At 36.1% G+C, this 18705-nt stretch carries 10 protein-coding genes; 8 read left to right on the forward strand and 2 right to left on the reverse strand.

The genetic code is table 11. The features are described 5' to 3' along the window. Positions 1-21: 21 nt before the first annotated feature. From HHU12_RS12450 to HHU12_RS12465, 4 genes are all read left to right on the forward strand, one after another. Positions 22-2697: a hypothetical protein gene (locus tag HHU12_RS12450; RefSeq protein ID WP_169657070.1), complete on the forward strand. Its 2676-nt coding sequence runs from the start codon at positions 22-24 to the stop codon at positions 2695-2697. Positions 2698-2707: 10 nt separating this feature from the next. Then, positions 2708-4066, forward strand: a complete 1359-nt coding sequence (locus HHU12_RS12455) for an alpha-L-fucosidase (protein WP_205959875.1) — start codon at positions 2708-2710, stop codon at positions 4064-4066. Positions 4067-4535: 469 nt separating this feature from the next. Next, the gene (locus HHU12_RS12460; protein ID WP_169657071.1) at positions 4536-5750 is read left to right on the forward strand and encodes an MFS transporter; all 1215 of its coding nucleotides are present in this window, start codon (positions 4536-4538) and stop codon (positions 5748-5750) included. Between the two features lie 4 nt (positions 5751-5754). Then, positions 5755-6489, forward strand: a complete 735-nt coding sequence (locus HHU12_RS12465) for a DUF6250 domain-containing protein (protein ID WP_169657072.1) — start codon at positions 5755-5757, stop codon at positions 6487-6489. A gap of 112 nt (positions 6490-6601) precedes the next feature. Here the strand turns inward: HHU12_RS12465 and HHU12_RS12470 are convergent, their stop codons facing one another. Then, a complete protein-coding gene (locus tag HHU12_RS12470) occupies positions 6602-7639 on the reverse strand; it encodes a LacI family DNA-binding transcriptional regulator (RefSeq protein WP_169657073.1) in 1038 nt (345 codons plus the stop codon). A gap of 1768 nt (positions 7640-9407) precedes the next feature. Between HHU12_RS12470 and HHU12_RS12475 the strand changes: the two genes are divergently transcribed. After that, positions 9408-10622 (forward strand): DUF4861 domain-containing protein, encoded by a 1215-nt coding sequence (locus tag HHU12_RS12475; RefSeq protein WP_240970944.1) that lies wholly within the window; start codon positions 9408-9410, stop codon positions 10620-10622. 49 nt (positions 10623-10671) lie between these two features. Continuing rightward, positions 10672-11928 carry a glycoside hydrolase family 88 protein gene (locus HHU12_RS12480; protein ID WP_169657074.1) on the forward strand — a complete coding sequence of 419 codons (1257 nt, stop codon included), beginning with the start codon at positions 10672-10674 and terminating at the stop codon, positions 11926-11928. Between the two features lie 138 nt (positions 11929-12066). On the opposite strand, the gene HHU12_RS12485 is transcribed toward HHU12_RS12480, so the two are convergent. Then, positions 12067-12972 (reverse strand): helix-turn-helix domain-containing protein, encoded by a 906-nt coding sequence (locus HHU12_RS12485; RefSeq protein WP_169657075.1) that lies wholly within the window; start codon positions 12970-12972, stop codon positions 12067-12069. Between the two features lie 689 nt (positions 12973-13661). Between HHU12_RS12485 and HHU12_RS12490 the strand changes: the two genes are divergently transcribed. Beyond that, entirely contained in the window at positions 13662-16868 is a 3207-nt protein-coding gene (locus HHU12_RS12490) for a SusC/RagA family TonB-linked outer membrane protein (RefSeq protein ID WP_169657076.1), read from the forward strand. A gap of 17 nt (positions 16869-16885) precedes the next feature. Next, a complete protein-coding gene (locus HHU12_RS12495; protein ID WP_169657077.1) occupies positions 16886-18694 on the forward strand; it encodes a RagB/SusD family nutrient uptake outer membrane protein in 1809 nt (602 codons plus the stop codon). The last annotated feature ends 11 nt before the right edge of the window (positions 18695-18705 follow it).

The following is an 18705-nucleotide window of genomic DNA, read 5'->3' on the forward strand; positions in this document are numbered from 1 at the left end:
TTCAGAAACACTTCTACATCAATGAGAAAATCTAATTACATCATATTCCCCCTATTGATCTTACTGAATATCTTTGTCTCCTGTAAAGAATCGCCTGTCAATCATCCTACAATTTATGTGAAGGAAAATGACAGAACAGAAGTTCTAAAGAAGATAGAGGAACAGGATTGGGCAAAGCAATCGTATCAAAAAATTAGCAATAGAATTACACCCTATGTACTTCGTCATATGAATGATCCGGAATGGATCACATCACGCCTTTCTATGTACTGGAAAGAGGGCGAACGTTTTACACAGTGCTACATCAATAAAAATCAAGACTGGGATTATGGCACTGGCAATGCACCCGTACCCACGGTTCGTTTTCCTGGCATGCGTAGATGGAATAATTATATCAATGTCCCTTTGGAAAATCGAATTCCTTATAGCGAATCGGGCGATATGCTAGGTATAGACCGTTCAAGCAGTGATAAATCATATGTAAAAGTGCCTTACAAAAAATCAGGTCATATGATTCGATACAATAACCTTGACATTTTAAAATTAGGGGAGGAAGCGGCTTTTCTTTATTGGTTGACAAAAGACGATAAGTACGCAAAGTTTGCAGCAGATATCTATTGGACGTGGATTTTAGGAACTTACTACATGGAACCGCCTTTGGACCCTAACAAAGCAACGAAAGGACCTGGAGGATATGAACCGGGAGGAATTTTAGGTTATTATGACGTAGAGCAAATTCATGATAATACACAAGTCAGTGCGGCAGTCATTTACGATTTTCTGTATTACTATCTTCAAGATCATCCACATGAGCATTTAAAAGAAATCAACAAAAGTGTAGTGGAAGTGTCGGGCGTTGTATTCAAGCGTTATATCGATTTAGGTTTGATCAGAGGAGGCAAAAGAGGAAATTGGAATGTCAATGGCTTTAAAAATATCTTGAACAGTATGTTGGTATTGGAGCCGAATGATTTCTATAAAGATGGAAAAGGAAAGGATTATTACATTCCGTACTACACAGAAATCACGACAGATTATCACGCCGCATTGCCAGATATTATGAAGGTTTGGGATGAAAAAACGGGACTTTGGCCTGAGTCACCAGGTTACGCATCTGGAATGATCCCAACGGTTTTTGATATGGGCTTAAAGCTTTACAATAACAACATCAATACAATGGGCAACAACCCCATGATTTTGAAGGCTGTTTTAGCCAATCTGAATTGGTTAGACGCAAGAGGTAATTTAGTTGTATTTGGAGATATGAGAGGCGGTCCATTTGGATACGACATTTTTGAAGATGTGATGGCGTATTATGTGAAAGAAGGAAATCAGGAGGGAGCATCACAAATGGCGGCGATCATACAGAAAGGTGTGGATTTAGGACAGCACCAGCGTGATAATTTTGATTGGAAAGGTATCTCTTTGTATCAACCTCTTTCAAATGTGGAAGGAAAACTTCCGTTCAAAGAATCAGTATATTCAGAACGTCACCGTCATGTCATTCAAAAAAATGGCAACGATGCTGACAATGCAATGATGTTTACACTGTACGGTGGAGATAAAGGAGCCCACCTTTCTGCCAATGGATTAGCAATGCAGTTATACTCAAAAGGATGGGCGATTTCACCAAAATCTTCCGCTTATGAGTCATACTGGACGGAAGATTTCAAATACTTCAGTGGGGCAACGGGGTCGAATACCGTACTTCCAGGTTATTCAAAAGGGGAAATTGTAGTGAATGGAATTGATCCTGAAATTGGAGATAACGGTTTTTACAATACTAAAGTGACTTCAAAAAACTGTTCTTTTACAGATATTTCTGCCTCTGAGAAAAGACGTTTAGTTGCCATGATCAGAACTTCAGAAAATGCAGGGTATTATGTCGATATTTTCCGTTCTGATTTAGATGAAAATGATTACCTCTATCACAACCTTGGAAATGATTTTCAATTGTACACTGCAGATGATAAAAGCATTTCAACCACAGCGGTTAACAGTTTAGGACCAACTTATCACAAAGGTTATACATATTTCAAGAATCCAAAGAAAGCAAACTGGGAACAGGATTTTAAAGCTCGATGGACCATCAATGCGGTATCGCCAAGCCTAGTGACAGATATGTGGATGGTAGGTCAAAATAACCGATCACTTTTCCAAGTGGAAGCACCTGCAGTTACGTTGAGAAATGATATCACACCTCAGGCTGTCAATAGCAGTCCTGAAGGAACACCAACTTTGATTGTGAGACAAAACAGCAATGCACTGAAAGATCCATTTGTAGCCGTTTTTGAATCTTATTTTGAAGGAGAATCTTCTTTGGTAAATGTCTCTTCTTTAGAGAAAAATAAAAGTGAGATCACAGCATTACAAGTAGAATCCAAGAAAGGTTTAATTCAAAATATTATTTCCTCTACTGATAACGAATCACATAAACTACAAAACGGAGTGGAGTTTAATGGCATTTTTGGAGTGACATCATTCAAAGACAATCAGCTCGATTACCTCTACTTAGGAAAAGGAAAGCGCTTAACACTCAACGATTATACCATCGCCTCAAAAAATGGGAATGATGTGTCGGCTGAACTGCGTTTTGAAAAAGGACAATACTATTACTCGTCAAATGATGAGGTGATTATTACCATCAAAGGAGAACATCAACAGGAATACCCTGCTGGATACAATATAGAACTATAAGAAACAGACAATGAGAAAATACACGAAACTGATCTGCTTAGCTACAATGCTTTTAGGCTTTGCATGTAATTCTGTCAAAAAAACAGAAGAAGTGAAACTAACCGATGATGAACGTATGGAATGGTGGAGAGATGCCCGTTTTGGCATGTTTATCCACTGGGGTGCTTACTCTATGCTTGGTGGAGAATACCAAGATTCGATCTGCTGGGGCGGTGCCGAATGGGTGATGGATAAATTAGATATGACGATTGAGGAATATGAAAAGTACCCACGAAGTTTTAACCCAGTGGATTTCAATGCTGAAAAATGGGTTTCATTAGCTAAAAACGCAGGCATGAAATATATTGTATTGACCTCAAAACACCATGATGGTTTCTGTTTATGGGATTCAAAAGTAACTGAATATGATATCATGGATACTTCACCATTCAAGCGAGATATTATCAGAGAAATGGCCGAGGAATGTAAAAAGCAAGGTATTGTTTTCTGTCTGTATCACTCTATCACGGACTGGCATCACCCTCAAGCACAATCTGTTTTTTACCCTGATTACAACATTGGGCAAAAAGATCAGACAAAATCAAATCCTGAATTTCCGAAGTATTTTAAAAACTATCTGAAACCACAAGTTGGAGAACTTTTAAGCAATTATGGAGACATTGGCGTCATATGGTTTGATGGAGAATGGATTGCTGATTATACTACAGAAATGGGTAAAGAAATGTATGACTACATTCTAGATTTACAACCCAACACAATTGTCAACAACAGAGTGGATAAAGGACGTAACGGTATGGCGGGTTTCAATGTGGAAGGAAATTTTGTAGGTGATTTTGGTACGCCAGAGAAAGAAGTTCCGGCAACAGGTATCGATGAAGATTGGGAAGCATGTTTCACCATGAACGGTTCTTGGGGCTATAAACCTTCTGATTTGAACTGGAAAAGCGATACATTATTGATCCAAAGTTTAGTAGACATCGTATCAAAAGGCGGTAACTTCTTGTTGAATATTGGCCCTGATGGTCTAGGTAATGTTCCTGAAGAAAGCGTAGTTCGTTTGAACACAATGGGAGAGTGGATGAAGGAGAATGAAGAAGCCATTTACGGAGCAAAAGCAAGTCCATTTGAAAAACCAGAATGGGGTGTTTATACCTCAAAAGGAAATGTAGTTTATGCTCACGTTTTTGATTGGCCAGAAGACGGCAAACTTCCATTAAACGAAAAAGTAAAAGTGAAAAGTGCTACACTGTTAGCATCTTCAGGTTCAAATGTAGAGTGGGTAGAAGGGGCACTTCAGTTACCATCTCAACCTACCAATAAGTTTGTTTCAGTCGTTAAAATTGTTTTAGACCAAGAACAACCACTGTAGAATTGAATGAAGAATTAAGAGGGAAGAATGAAGAATTATGGTTCTTGATGTGGCTTAATAACCACCATAAAAACCATTTTACGAACCATAATTCTACATTCTTAATTCTTCATTAAAAAAGTTCAATAACTTTTTTTCTAATACTTATATCCAACTGAGCTTCTGAGTACCAAGGTCATCGTTCGCAATCTTGTTTAATAGTGATACACAATTATTTTGAAGAGAGAAAAGAGACATTGCGGATGATGTCTTGGTACTCAGAAGTAGTCAGTACATTGTAAACGCAGTTTTCAATTAGCTAAGTTTTTTAAAATTGTGAGATTTCTGATGATCTAACATTAGCAACAATGAACTTTCTACCCGATTAGTTTAGTAGTGCTTCCCCAGCCTTGAAAGTAGATCATAAAAAGCTTGTAGAAATTGAAAGTTTACAATGCATTCAGTTTTTATTACTTCAAACAACACAATTATGAATAGCAAAGTAACATCAACTGTATTACCAGTATTGTTTGGCTTTTTTGTAATGGGTTTCTGTGATGTAGTAGGCATTACCGTAGCACATGTCAAAGAAGATTTACTGGTAGATTACAGCAAAGATTACCAAGATACACTTTCCAACTTAATTCCAGTAGCCCTATTTTCTATGTTTTTGATTTTCTCTATTCCTACGGGAATATTGATGACAAAAATTGGAAGGAAGAAGACAGTTTTACTCAGTAATATCATTACGGTATTTGCAATGTTTATACCGCTGATTGAGTATTCTTTTGAAATGGCTTTGGTTGCATTTGCCCTATTAGGTATTGCCAATACCATCCTGCAAGTTTCACTAAATCCTCTTTTATCGAATGTAGTGAGCGGAGACCAACTGACAAGTAGTTTAACTGCAGGACAATTTGTAAAGGCAATTTCATCTTTTACGGCACCTTTTATTGCGGCATTTGCAGCAAGCTATTTTAATAATTGGCAATACATTTTCCCTATTTATGCAGTCATCACTTTGGTTTCAACAATTTGGCTATACTTCGCACCTATTGAAGAAACAATCAGTACAGAAAAAGCAAGTTCATTTGGACAGGTTTTAGGTCTCTTAAAAGATAAAACAATTGCGCTTTTATTCTTAGGGATTCTGTTTGTGGTGGGTGTAGATGTAGGAATCAATACCGCCGCTCCCAAAATTCTGATGGAGCGTTGTGGACTCACTTCCATTGAAGCAGGATACGGTCCAAGCGTATATTTTGCACTTCGTACATTAGGTGCATTCATGGGTGCATTCATTTTAGCAAAGCTTTCGCCAGCCAAATTCTTTAAAATAAGTATGGTGATTGCAGTAGCCGGTATTGTAGCTTTACTGTTTGTAGAAACAAAGATCGGCATCTTCGCCTTATACGGTCTAATCGGGTTTTTCATCGCCAATATCTTCGCCATTATTTTCGGTATGGCCATGCAAGTCCACCCCGATAAAGCCAATGAAATCTCAGGTTTAATGATCACAGGCGTATTTGGAGGAGCAATTATTCCATTTGCCATGGGACTATTATCAGATGCGATGCACTCACAAATGGGTGCTGTAATTATTATCCTAGGAAGTGCGGCTTACTTATTGATGGCTTCATTTACCATCAAAATAAAACAAAAAGCGTCCTCTGAGACAGTAAACGAAGATGCAGTTTTAGCAGAATAGAAAGATGAAAAAAAAGAAGATTTTATGGAGCCTTTTGGCCGTCACAATGATGGGTTGCCACTCCAATGAAGTGCGTACGCTAAAATTAAATGACACCACAACGGTAAAAGCAAAACTGATTTACAGTGATGATTTTGAAAAAGGAATTGATAACTGGAAAGCAGAGCAGATGTCAGGGGGAGAAGTCTATCATAAAGATGGAAAATTGGAAGTAAATGATGCCGGAGGCTGTACCGTTTGGTTTAAAGAAAAACTTCAAGGGCCAATAATGATTGAATATGATGCACATGTCATCAAAAAAGGAGGTGAATTTGACAGAGCTTCTGATTTGAATTGTTTTTGGATGGCCACTGACAGTGAAAACCCTACAAATCTGTTCGCAAAATCAGAATTCAGAAGCGGTCGTTTTCCAAATTACGACTCCTTAAGCCTCTATTATGTGGGTATGGGCGGGCACTACAACAAGAAAACACGTTTCCGTAGATACACCGGTAATGGTGAAAAGCCACTTCTACCAGAACATGATCTAACGGATCCTGAATTTCTAATCACTCCCAACACCACCAAAAAAATCAGACTGATCGCCTACAATGATCTCGTTCAATACTACAGAAATGACTCATTGATTTTCAATTACCAAGATCAGCACCCTTACAAAGAAGGACATTTTGGCTTAAGAACAGTACATAATCATATGACACTGGACAATTTTAAGGTTTATCGTCTTTTGGAGGATTAGAGAAATCAAGGGGAGAATAAATTGCAATTGACATAAAAAACAATCATCGCCAACACTTAATTAATAGATTAAAGTGTTGGCGATGATTGTTTTGTGTTACTACTTATTGTCTTTAAACTTTCTTTCTTCTCCTCAACGAAGATTCCCTAATAATCAATTCACTTTTTAGAATTGAAGTTTCACTAGTCAGTAATTCTTCATTATCCTCTAAATGCAGAATAAGCTTTTTCGCCACCAATTTCCCCATTTCATAAGCAGGTTGATTGACAGTAGTGAGTGAAGGCGTGAAAAGTTCAGAAAGAGGTTCGTTACTAAAACCCACCACTAGCACATCTTTTGGGACAGAAAGTTTCGTTTCATTGAGTGCTTTAATTGCCCCAAAAGCAGTCATATCATTAAGAGCATAAATGGCGTCAGGAACATTACCCTTTTCGACCAAATCTTTCACATAGCAATAGGCTTTATGTGTGTCCAATTCCATCTCTTTGATATTCAGATGCTTCAAGTCTATGTCATGTTTGATATAACTGTCAATGATACCTTTTTGTCGGTTGCTGTAAATTGAAGCTGTTTTATATCCAGATAATACGGTGATCTTTTTAGCCCCTTGCTGAATAAGGTGATTACACATCAGAAGGGCCGTTTTTCGATCATCCATGATAACGCGCGTCGTTTGAAAACCCTCAGCATATCGGTCAAAACAAAAAATAGGGATTTGCTGATTGATTGCTTTTTCAATGTGCTCAATATCATCATTATACATCGCAGGAGAAATCAATATCCCCTCCACCCGGCTTTTCAGAAGCGTATTGATACTTTCCTTTTCCTTTTCAGTAATGTCTTTTGTTTGTGTAATAATCACATTGTAGCCATAAGCTTGAGCAACATCTTCTATTCCGGCAATTGCTGTAGAGAAAAAATACCTTGAGAGAAAAGGGATCACTACACCTATCGTATTGCTTTTATTCGTTCTCAAATTAGCCGCCAGATTATTGGGCTGATAATTTAATTCCGAAGCTTTTGCCTTCACCTTATCCCTTGTGGTTTGAGAAACACGGGGGTGATTATTTAAAGCCCTAGAAATTGTTGAACTGTTGAGATTTAATGCTTTAGCGATGTCATGGATTGTGGTTGCTTTTTTAATTTCCATTCATAAACTATTTTCAATTCAATACTTTGATCATTTTACTTGATTACCATAAAAATTAAAGCAGGTGTTCACTGTCTTATATTGAATATCAGGATTATACACGTTTTGTGATGTTGTTTTCAATTGGTTTATACAAAGTACGTGCAAGCGGTAGTAGAAATCACGTTATATTCAAATAGTTTTTCACTGATTTATGGGGAAAACACGAACATTTTTGATTCAAATTTGCTGTATTGACATAATTCTTGTGAAGAACATTTGAGGTTGAAGATTTGCTTTTATTTCATTCATTAATTTTTAATGTTCCAAACTACTTTTTCATACTTTAAATAGGCTTTATTTTTTTCCTATGAGGAGTATAATTTTCTTTTTGAAAAGTGGATTGAAGAAGTTTCATTTCGTAATAATTATAAAGTTGATACTTTTTGTCAACTGGATAACTAGTTATGTATCAGATAATCAAGTAATTGTGAATTTTGTTATTTGTGTTTTTATATCTAAATAAACCACTGTATAACAGAACTCAATACCAATTAACACAAAAAAAACCAATAAAAACAATCGATTGTATTTTTTATTCAAAATATCTAAAAAAAATTTGCATAATACGGTTTATACTGCTTATATTTATAGTATAAAGAGAAACAAAACTCTTAAGTTATAAAAGATGATGCAATCGATTGCGTAGGCGTCGTTTTTTGAACAACTAGAATACCACCCGAGCTAAATGGAATGATGGGTAATAAATAAGAAATTACAAAATCGGTAAAGCGTCTTCATTGAATTTGAAGATTGTTGAATTACAATATAAAGTCTCACTAAAAAGATCAATCATTACAAAAGGCATCTTCAGTTGTGTCCTAGAACAAAAGGGAGCCTCCATGATTATCTCATAGTGAAAGTGTTTGAATATTGGAAAGCTATTCCAATAGAAATAAAGGAAAGAATTACAACTAAAGTATCTGTAGATCTTAATCTATTTAACTACAAAATGAACTACGTATTTGAACTTAAAAAAAATGAATCAATAAAATATTTACATTACTGCTATCATTCCAAAGATGAATTCTTTATATGAGCAGATGTTGATATTATAATTATTATCGTTTTTTAAATATTCACAGGATAAAAGAAAAAGGTTAAAATATCGTGCACCATGACTAGAAGTCATGGGTCTACGAAATACCTGAATTCTTCTTTCCATGTATTTTGTCCTAAAATGAAAATCTGTTTTTTGAGAGTAAGTTTAACATTGTAATTTGTTTAACTAATTACTCCAGTAAGTCCGATTGAAAATTTTCTTCCTTTTTAATCATGGACTCTCTATGCCTTTTCATTTTAGTATAAATAAAAACTACCCTTCTGGGCTTTAATGTACAAAAGTGCTTTTAATGATGTATATTTAATATACGTTATTACATTTTTGTGAATTATCATGTGATGATAATGATAAATCGAAATGCAAAATATATATTGAGATCTATTTCGAAATAGGTCATCAATTTAAATTATGCTTTGTATTTCTACTAACTACGAGGACAGAAGAAAAGGGACTTTTTGAATGAAGAGTTAAGAATGAAGAAAAGGTGATCAGTATTATGGTCCATATGAACATTGCAATACAACATCTCTGCAACGGTTTCCGTCATAAAGACAGGCTTATATGCCAGAACAAGAAACATTTTTCTTCATTCATCATTCTTCATTAAAAAAGTTCCATAACTTTTTTCAAGTACTTAAATGTTATTACTATTTATCTAAAGGAACTATGAAACAAAAATCTACTCTATTCTATAGGCTTTGTAGTGTGATGTTATTGATGCAGCTTTTATTTAGTTGTTCAAAAAATAACGATACATTAGTGATTTCTATTAATAATACAATTTTAGTTGACCGTATAAATGAGACCATTGAACTTGATGTTCAACCTTTTGAAGAACTGATTAAGAAATATGGTTATGAAAATTTAGCCATTGAAAATACTGAAACAGGAGAGTTGTTAATCAACCAATGGATTGACCTGAATGATGATAAAGTGATGAATCAGTGGTTGTTTCAAATTGACATAAAATCAAATTCTAAATTATCACTTGTTGTTCGCCCATTGAAGTCGGGTGAGGCACAACCTTCTTCACAAAAAACGACGTATTCAAGGTTTGTTCCAGAGAGAACTGACGATTACGCTTGGGAAAATGACAGGGTGGCATTAAGAACTTTTGGTCCTGATGCTCAGAGAAGAGCTGAAGCGAATGAGTATGGTGGTACGTTGACAAGCGGAATCGATGCTTGGCTGAAGAAAGTAGACTATCCAATTATTGATAAATGGTATAAGAATAACTCTGAAAAAGAAGGTGCTTATCATATTGATACTGGTGAAGGTTACGATCCTTATCATGTAGGTCCTAGTAGAGGTATCGGTGGTATTGGATTTTGGGTGGATGATTCTCTTTACACATCAAAGAATTTTACTTCATACAAAACCATTTCAGAAGGGCCTATTCGTACTGTTTTTCAATTGAGTTATGCTCCTTGGGAAGTGAACGGACAGCAAATAGCGGAAGAGAAAATTATCAGTTTAGATCTTGGGAGTAACTTATGTCATTTTCATTCAAAATTCACTACGGAAGGTGCTGTACCTCAGGTTGCTGTAGGTATTACATTGCATGATAATAAAGGAGAGGTTTTGATTGATAATTCAAAAGGTATATACAGCTACTGGGAAAAAATTGATGATGTAAACTTAGGGTTAGGTGTTGTGATGCCGAGTCAGTTAGATAAAGGTTTTGAGAAAGTATCCGATCATAAAGATGCCAGTCATCTATTGGTGCTTGCCACTCCAAATCAATCAGAAATTGATTATTACGCCGGTTTTGGATGGGAGAAAAGTAAGCAATTTGCATCTGAAGATGAATGGAATCAGTACTTACATACTTTTATGGAGCGAGTGAAAAACCCAGTAAGCATCGAGATCAATAAAATATAACGTGACTGAATTTTTAAAAACTAATCTACCACTTTTTAATCAAAATTTGATGAAAAACTTCAAATCATATATTACTCTGTATTCTTTCAATTTGCTGATAATCAGTCTTGTTTTTGGGTGTGGACAGCCTCAAAGCCAAAACGATACAGTGGCTAAGAATTCAGATAGTTTCAACATAGATGCACAACTGGATTATTGTTTGGCTCAGGCCGAAAAAACATTAGCCTTAGTGCCTGCTGATTCTCTTTTTCCAAGAACCATTAACAAAGGAAGTAAAGAATGGCGCTATGTGCCTGTAGAAGATTGGACAAGTGGATTTTTTCCAGGCACACTATGGTATCTTTATGAATATTCTAAAGATAAAAAATGGTTGACAGCGGCAGATAAGTACAGCCGTTTCCTTTCACCTTTAGCCACACGACCTCCACTAGATCATGATATTGGTTTTCAGATGTTTTGCAGTTTTGGAAATGGATACAGACTCACTGGAAATGAGGAGTATAAGGATTTAATCATGAACTCTTCCAAGCAGTTGATCACTTTGTATAACCCAAATGTGGGTACCATTTTAAGCTGGCCCAGAGATGTTCCAAATATGGAATGGCCTCAGCATAATACCATCATGGATAATATGATGAACTTAGAAATGTTGCTTTGGAGTGCACAAAACGGTGGAGATGCAGCATTTAGAGAAGTTGCTGTAAACCATGCGGATGTGACTATGGAAAATCATTTCAGAGACGATTTTACTTCTTATCATGTAGTGATTTACGACCGTGAAAATGGTCAGAAAATTAAAGGAGTGACACATCAGGGTTATGCAGATGATTCTATGTGGGCAAGGGGGCAATCTTGGGCTATTTATGGCTACACAATGATGTATAGAATGACGAGTGATGAAAAATATTTGAAATTTGCGCAACAGGTATCAGATGTATATTTGAGCCGTTTGCCAGAAGATTTAATACCATTTTGGGACTTTTCTGCTCCTGATATTCCAAATGCTCCAAGAGATGCTTCAGCGGCTGCAGTTACAGCTTCAGCATTACTTGAATTAGGTGGATATGTAGGCGGTGAAAAAGGGAAAAGATATATAAACTTAACTGAAAAAATGATTATCGAATTATCTTCCGAACGTTACCAAAGTAGAGATAGCAATTCTGCTTTTCTGTCGCATTCAACAGGTCACCATCCTGCTGGTTCTGAGATAGATGCATCAATCAATTATGCGGATTATTACTACGTAGAAGCATTGGTTAGATTGAAAAAATTACAAGAAGGAAATTCAATTTTATCGTCAATTTAGAATAATTTTTTGGACAGCCTGAAAAACTATGGTTAAACTTTTAGCCATAGTTTTTTTACGTTTATACAGTTACCTCATCATTAGCTCACTTCTTGAAGTTTAGGCTAATGATGAGGTAATGGCTTGATAACCTGTTTGCTATTTTCTGATAAATTGTTTTTTGTATTGAGCGGGCGGAATTCCTTTTACAGATTTAAAGACTTTAGAGAAGTGATAACGGTCTGAAAAACCCACTTTTTGAGCGATAAAATCAAAGGAAAGGTCAGCGTTTTCAATTAAATAGCAAGCTTTATTGATGCGTACATTCTTGATGTATTCTTGTGGACTCAGATGCATATTTTCCTTGAAAAACCGAGTAAAAGAGTTCGTGGCCATATTAATAAAATCAGCTAATTCGGCATTGTCGATCACTCTGTGATATTCCTGATTAATGAATTCAATTACTTTTACTATTCTAGGATGCAATTGTTGAGGTAATAGCTCATCTTCGCCTATACTTTGTATTGTAGAGAGGATTAATTGATGGATTTTTATGGCGGTGTGTATCTGAATTAAATCATTGTTGCTGAGGGTTTTTTCTGTTATTTCTTGTATGAATAAGTTTTGGATTTCACACAACGGAATTTCATAAATATTCTTTTTAAAATGATCAAGTTCTCCACCTAAATTAAAATGAATAAAGAGGTGAATGATATTGTTTTTTTTCATGCATTCCTCAATGTCATCATCACTGTGAATCACACCACCCATCAATTTGTTTTCACTGATTTCATTGTTTCCATCAATATAAGTTTCAAATGTAGTATTGGGAGGAATAAGAACTAGTTTATTCGGTGTTATTTCAATTTTTCTGCCTTCATAAGCGATATAGGCGCCTTTATTCATGTTCCAGTAAAGTCTCCAGTAAGGAGAAGAAAGCTTCCCATTTTTCCATTTTTTTAGCCACCATAGCCGACAGCATAGCACTTCTATTCTTAGAGGATCTATTCTTTGGGTTGAGATAGAAGGATCGCCACTGTTTTTGTTATTTAAAATATACTCCATAAAATCACAAATGTTTCATATGTACACAAATATAATTTAAATAAACATTTTTTAATACATTAGAGTTGTTTACTTTTGTTATATAAGATATACGTATAAATAACGCTAATTAATTTGATGCGTATAATTAAGTGATCTAAAAAAATAAAATAACAATCTACTTAGACAATCTAATAACAATTACTCTGATCTATATTTAGTATACATTGGAATAATGCAATATAATTATTTTTGAAATGAATTATTTATTTACTTTTTAAACGAATACGAAATGAATCTTACTTATTTAACTAATATCTAATAGCAACACAAGGTATCTGAATTATCACTACCGTGCAGTTAAAATGTATCACACTATTCTCTGAGGAGTTTAATTACTTCTTTAAGTTCTAATTGTACGAATACTAATATACCTTTTTGCGTAGAGCATGTTTGAAACATCTCTTTTAGTAAAAATCCACCCTTTCAGAACGTGAGTTTATTAATTTCATCCACTGTAGAACCACTATTTTCTCTGAAATTAATTTCCTCACAACCTAAAACGGAGAATTTTTATTTCTAAAAAATATATTCCAAACATACTCTTACCTTTCAAGTATTGAAGATTTCTCTTTTCTCTCTTCATATATCTATAACATCATCGTAACTCATCTGTTGAGAGACGAATAATTATTAATTTTTTTTTACTTATGATAGCAGTAACTATTACTAGCAATGTCCGTAAAAAAGTACTAACAACCTTACTCTTGATAGTAGGTATTGTTACTTCAGGTTTTAGCGATCCCGCTTCGGACAATAGTGGGGACGAAACTTTTCAAGAATTTAAAATATCTGGACGAGTTTCTGATGCAAACAACGATCCACTACCTGGCGTTTCTATTATGATTAAAGGAACAGCCAAAGGAACAACAACAGATTTTGATGGAAGATACTCTTTGTTTGTTCCCGATAAATCAGCAGTTTTAGTATTCTCATTTATAGGATACCAGCCACAAGAAGTTCAAGTTTCAACTCAATCAGAGATTAATGTCAAATTAGAAGATGATTTAACAGAGTTGGAGGAGCTTATTGTTATTGGTTATGGGGAACAGAAAAAAGAAACATTAACTGGTGCAGTAGAATCAGTAAGTTCTGAGGTTTTTGAAAGCCGTGCGGTTTCTAACCCTGCTTTAGCACTTCAAGGTCAAACTCCTGGTGTGGCAGTAACACGTACATCAGCTCGTCCTGGCGATGATCCTTCTATCTCCATTCGTGGTACGAACTCAATCAACGGTAATTCTAATCCGTTAGTCATCATTGACGGTATTCCAACTTTAGGAATGAGTGCATTTACTTCCTTAAACCCAGATGATATTGAAAGTATTTCAGTATTAAAGGATGGATCTGCAGCGATTTATGGTTCTAGAGCATCTAATGGTGTATTATTAGTAACCACTAAAAAAGGTAAAGGGGAGATCAAAGTGAACGTGAATATTCAAGGTTCAATGAATACTCCATCAATGAGAGCACCGTTAGCTGCAAGTCCTCAAGAGTATGCGAATGCATGGTTGAGATATGGTGAGCAAGATAAATTAGCCGGTTTGGATACTTATTACTGGGCTTGGACTGAGGATCAATTGAACTGGATGGCAAAGGGGGAACCTGGCTATTTAGAAACACCTTATTGGGGTAATATTTATGTAGGAAATAACCTTAAGCAAGAAGATTTATATGGTACTTCTTTTTCTCAAAGACATGATGCAAGTGTATCAGGTGGTACGGATAGAAGCAGTTACCGTTTCTCTTTTGGTTATGTAGATGAAGTAGGTCCGGTGAAGCCTGTAAAAGATGCCTTAAAGAGATATAACTTCAGAGGTAATTATAAATTCCAGGTCAATGAGTGGTTAGATTTAAGTGCTAATGTTTCTTATTTCAACAGAACAATCTCAGGTCCTACTTATGATGGTTTTAGAGCTTTCCAAGAAATTCCATTATTCCCAACAACTAACCCATTTGGTAATTGGGGTGCTAACTTTGGTCAAGCAGGTGGTGGAGTTAACAGACTTGCTGAAATGGTAGACGGTGGTAGAAGAAACAAAGAGCGTCAGGAATTTAGAACAATGTTGAGTGCTACTGCGAAAATTTTACCGGGCTTAACTTTCCGTGCGGATGCAGCATTGGATCGTTCTTGGGATAGAAATCAGGAGTATAGATCAGAAGTGACAACTTATGCTTGGAATAATACTGTTGCTAATGCGAGAATAAATACAAACAACAACTATATCTCAGAGTCATCTAATACAGATAGACATGAAACTTACCAAGGTGTATTTAACTATGAGAAATCATACAATAATCATAGCTTTAATGTTACAGCAGGTGGTACTGCAGAGAAAAGAGTTCATGATAAGTTAGGTGCGAAATTATATGACTTTGAAGATTTAGGTGTCTATGATTTAGAAATGGGTAGCGTTGAAAATCAATTTGAAGTGAATGGTGGAGGTTCAAACTGGGGTTTAATGTCACTTTTAGGACGTTTCAACTACGGTTATAAAAACAAATACCTTATTGAATTACAAGCTCGTCGTGATGGTTCTTCTAAATTCGCTGACGGTTACAAGTGGAAAACATTTGCCGGTGGTTCATTAGGTTGGGTAATTACACAAGAAGATTTCTTGAAGAACAATGATATCTTAAGTTTCTTGAAACTGAAAGCAAGTTATGGTGAATTAGGTAACCAAGGCGGTATTGGAAACCATGATTATGCATCACTAGTGAACAGAAGCTCATTTACTTACTTCGGTAATCAAAGTGTTTATCCATACCTTACAGCAACTGCTAATGATATCACAACAAACGAAAGATCTTGGGAAACAATTAAGTCAAGTAACATTGGTCTTGAATTCGGTTTCTTAAACGATAAATTGAAAGGTGAATTCAACTACTACCAAATGTTGAATGAAGATATGTTGATCGGTGTAACTTATCCTTCAATTTTAGGTGGTTCGCCAAAAACAACAAACAGCGGTACTTTAGAAACAAAAGGATGGGAATTCCAGATTTCTTGGAATGACAAGATAGGTTCAGATTTCTCTTACAACATTGGTTTCAACCTAAGTGACTCCAAAAACAAATTGGTTTCAATGGAAGGAAAAACAGATGTGGCTGAAGGCTTAGTAGGACAAAGAGAAGGATACCCACTTAACTCTTACTTTATGTATCAAACAGATGGTTTCTTTGCTACTCAAGCTGAAGCAGATGCTTATTATGAGCTATATGGCACCGTAAAGCCAGGTCGTTTACCGCAAGCTAACCCTCTTCGTGCAGGTGATGCTAGAATCGTAGATACAGATGGCAACGGATACATTGATGCAATTGGTGATCCTGAAAATGGTGATGCTGGTGATTTAGTGTATGTTGGTGATCAAACACCTCACTTCTTATTCGGTATCAACGCAGGTTTCCAATGGAAAGGATTTGACTTCAATATGTTCTGGCAAGGAGTGTTGGAACAAAAAATCTACCGTAACGAAGGTCAAGCAGTATTCCCTCGTTCAGGACACTTTACCAACCAAAATGTATCTTACGTAGGACACACATGGACTCCAGATAATACAGGAGCACCTTACCCACGTGTTACAAGCTGGCAAGACATCAATGACTGGAACTACAGAAACACTGATTTTATGTTGTCAAGTGGTAGATATATCCGTCTGAAAACGTTGTCATTGGGTTACACATTCAATACAGGGAAAATTAAAGGAGTGGACAAAGTACGTGTTTACTTCTCAGGTAATGACTTGTTGACCTTCTCAAATGAAATCTTAGACGGATGGGATCCAGAATATGGTAACTCTTTAGACCAGACTTACCCATTCTACAGATCATTTGCCCTTGGTGCTAACCTATCATTTTAATTCGAAAAGTTACAATCATGAAACTTAAAAATATAATATCAATTTTTGGTGTAGCCTTATTAAGTAGTTGCACAAGTTATTTCCTAGACCTTGACGATCCTGCCCAAGTAACAGAGGACAGTTATTTCAATAAACCTTACCAATTCAGAGAAGCAGCCAATGCAATGTACGCAGGTCTGCCAAGTTTTAGAGATGCGGACAGAAAAACATGGGATCTGTATGGTTATGGTAATGATTTGATGGCCAAGGCGATTGATGATGGATCAAGATATGGCTATGGTGACTATTCTACACCATTGACGCATAAGATCTGGGATAAAGATTACTCTAACTTACGTACTGTAAATAAGTTAATCGAGTTTGCAGAAAACTATGAAGGGGATCAAGCGGACATTATGAAAGAAGTGGCTGAAGCGAAGTTTTTCCGTGCGTATTACCACTTTGAATTGATGCAGTATTTTGGTGGAGTAACTGTTGTTACAAAACCACTATCAACCGATTCTGAAGAACTTTACGCAAAGCGTAATAGTCGTTACGAAGTGACTGCTCAAATTATTGAAGATTTAAATGCGGCGATTCCAAATTTACCATTAGAATCAAGTATTTCAGATGGTGATAAAGGACAGATTAGTCAAGGTGTTGCAAAAGCATTCAAGGCACGTGTATTATTGCATGAAGCGACATGGATGAAGTTTGTGGGAACCAAAACGGACGGTGACGGTACTTCAGAAGGTGCAGGTAGTGAAGGTTATGACCAAGCAAACATCAATATTTACTTAGCAGAAGCAGCTAAAGTAGCAAAAGAAGTAATGGATGATCCTTACTATCAGTTATTTGACTACAATACTCAATTAGAGAATATGAGTAGCTTCTTCTTATTCAACTTAGATGCAAGCTCAAATCCAGTGGGTGTAGACAAGTCTATCAATAGAGAATTTATCTTTGTTCGTAAACACGATATGGCTCTTTTCCATGACGGAAACCCATCGCAGGTTGGCCGTACAGCACCTACACGTAAGATGATGGATATGATACTTTGCTCAGATGGTTTGCCTATCGAAAAAAGTGCAGTATTCCAAGGATATGTAAATGCAAGCGATGAGTTTATCAACCGTGATTACCGTATGAAGGGTTACTTCTCATCTTACAATCAATACGGTGATTACACTGACTTGACAACTGGTTTGCCAACAAACGAAACAATTTTATTGGCAGGTTTTACAGATGCTGATGCAGGTGGCGGTTATAAGTGTCACAAGTATACAAAATGGGGACAAAATGATAACCCTGATGTACTTGCTCAAGGAGGTTTAGATTATCCAATCATTCGTTTGCCAGAAGTTTATTTGACATATGCTGAAGCGCTTTACGAATTGAATGGAACATTATCAGATACTGAATTAGACGCTTCTATCAATAAAACAAGAGCTCGTGCTGGTATTCCTCCTTTGACAAATGCTTTCATTTCTGCTAATGCACTTGATGTACAAGAAGAAATCAGAAGAGAATGGGCGATTGAGTTCTACTCGGAAGGAAAGCGTTACCACAACCTTAAAAGATGGGGTATCGCAGAGCAGGAGCTAGGAGATCCATTATTAGGTATGGTAGTAGGAGGTACTCCATTTGAAAACGATCCAGCTAAATTCAAGAGAGAGGCTTACCCTAATGAACCAATCCCTTATACGTTGCCAAATGGCGAGACAAAAGAGGTAATTGTAGTTGCAGATGAGGGAGTTAGAAACTTCTCAATAACAAACTACTTGAGACCAGTGCCAACGGGTCAAATTCTATTGAATGAGAATTTAACACAGAACCCGGGTTACTAATTGAAACAGTG

Origin of the sequence: Flammeovirga aprica JL-4, from assembly GCF_012844305.1 — a bacterium.
Taxonomy (GTDB): Bacteria; Bacteroidota; Bacteroidia; order Cytophagales; family Flammeovirgaceae; genus Flammeovirga; species Flammeovirga aprica.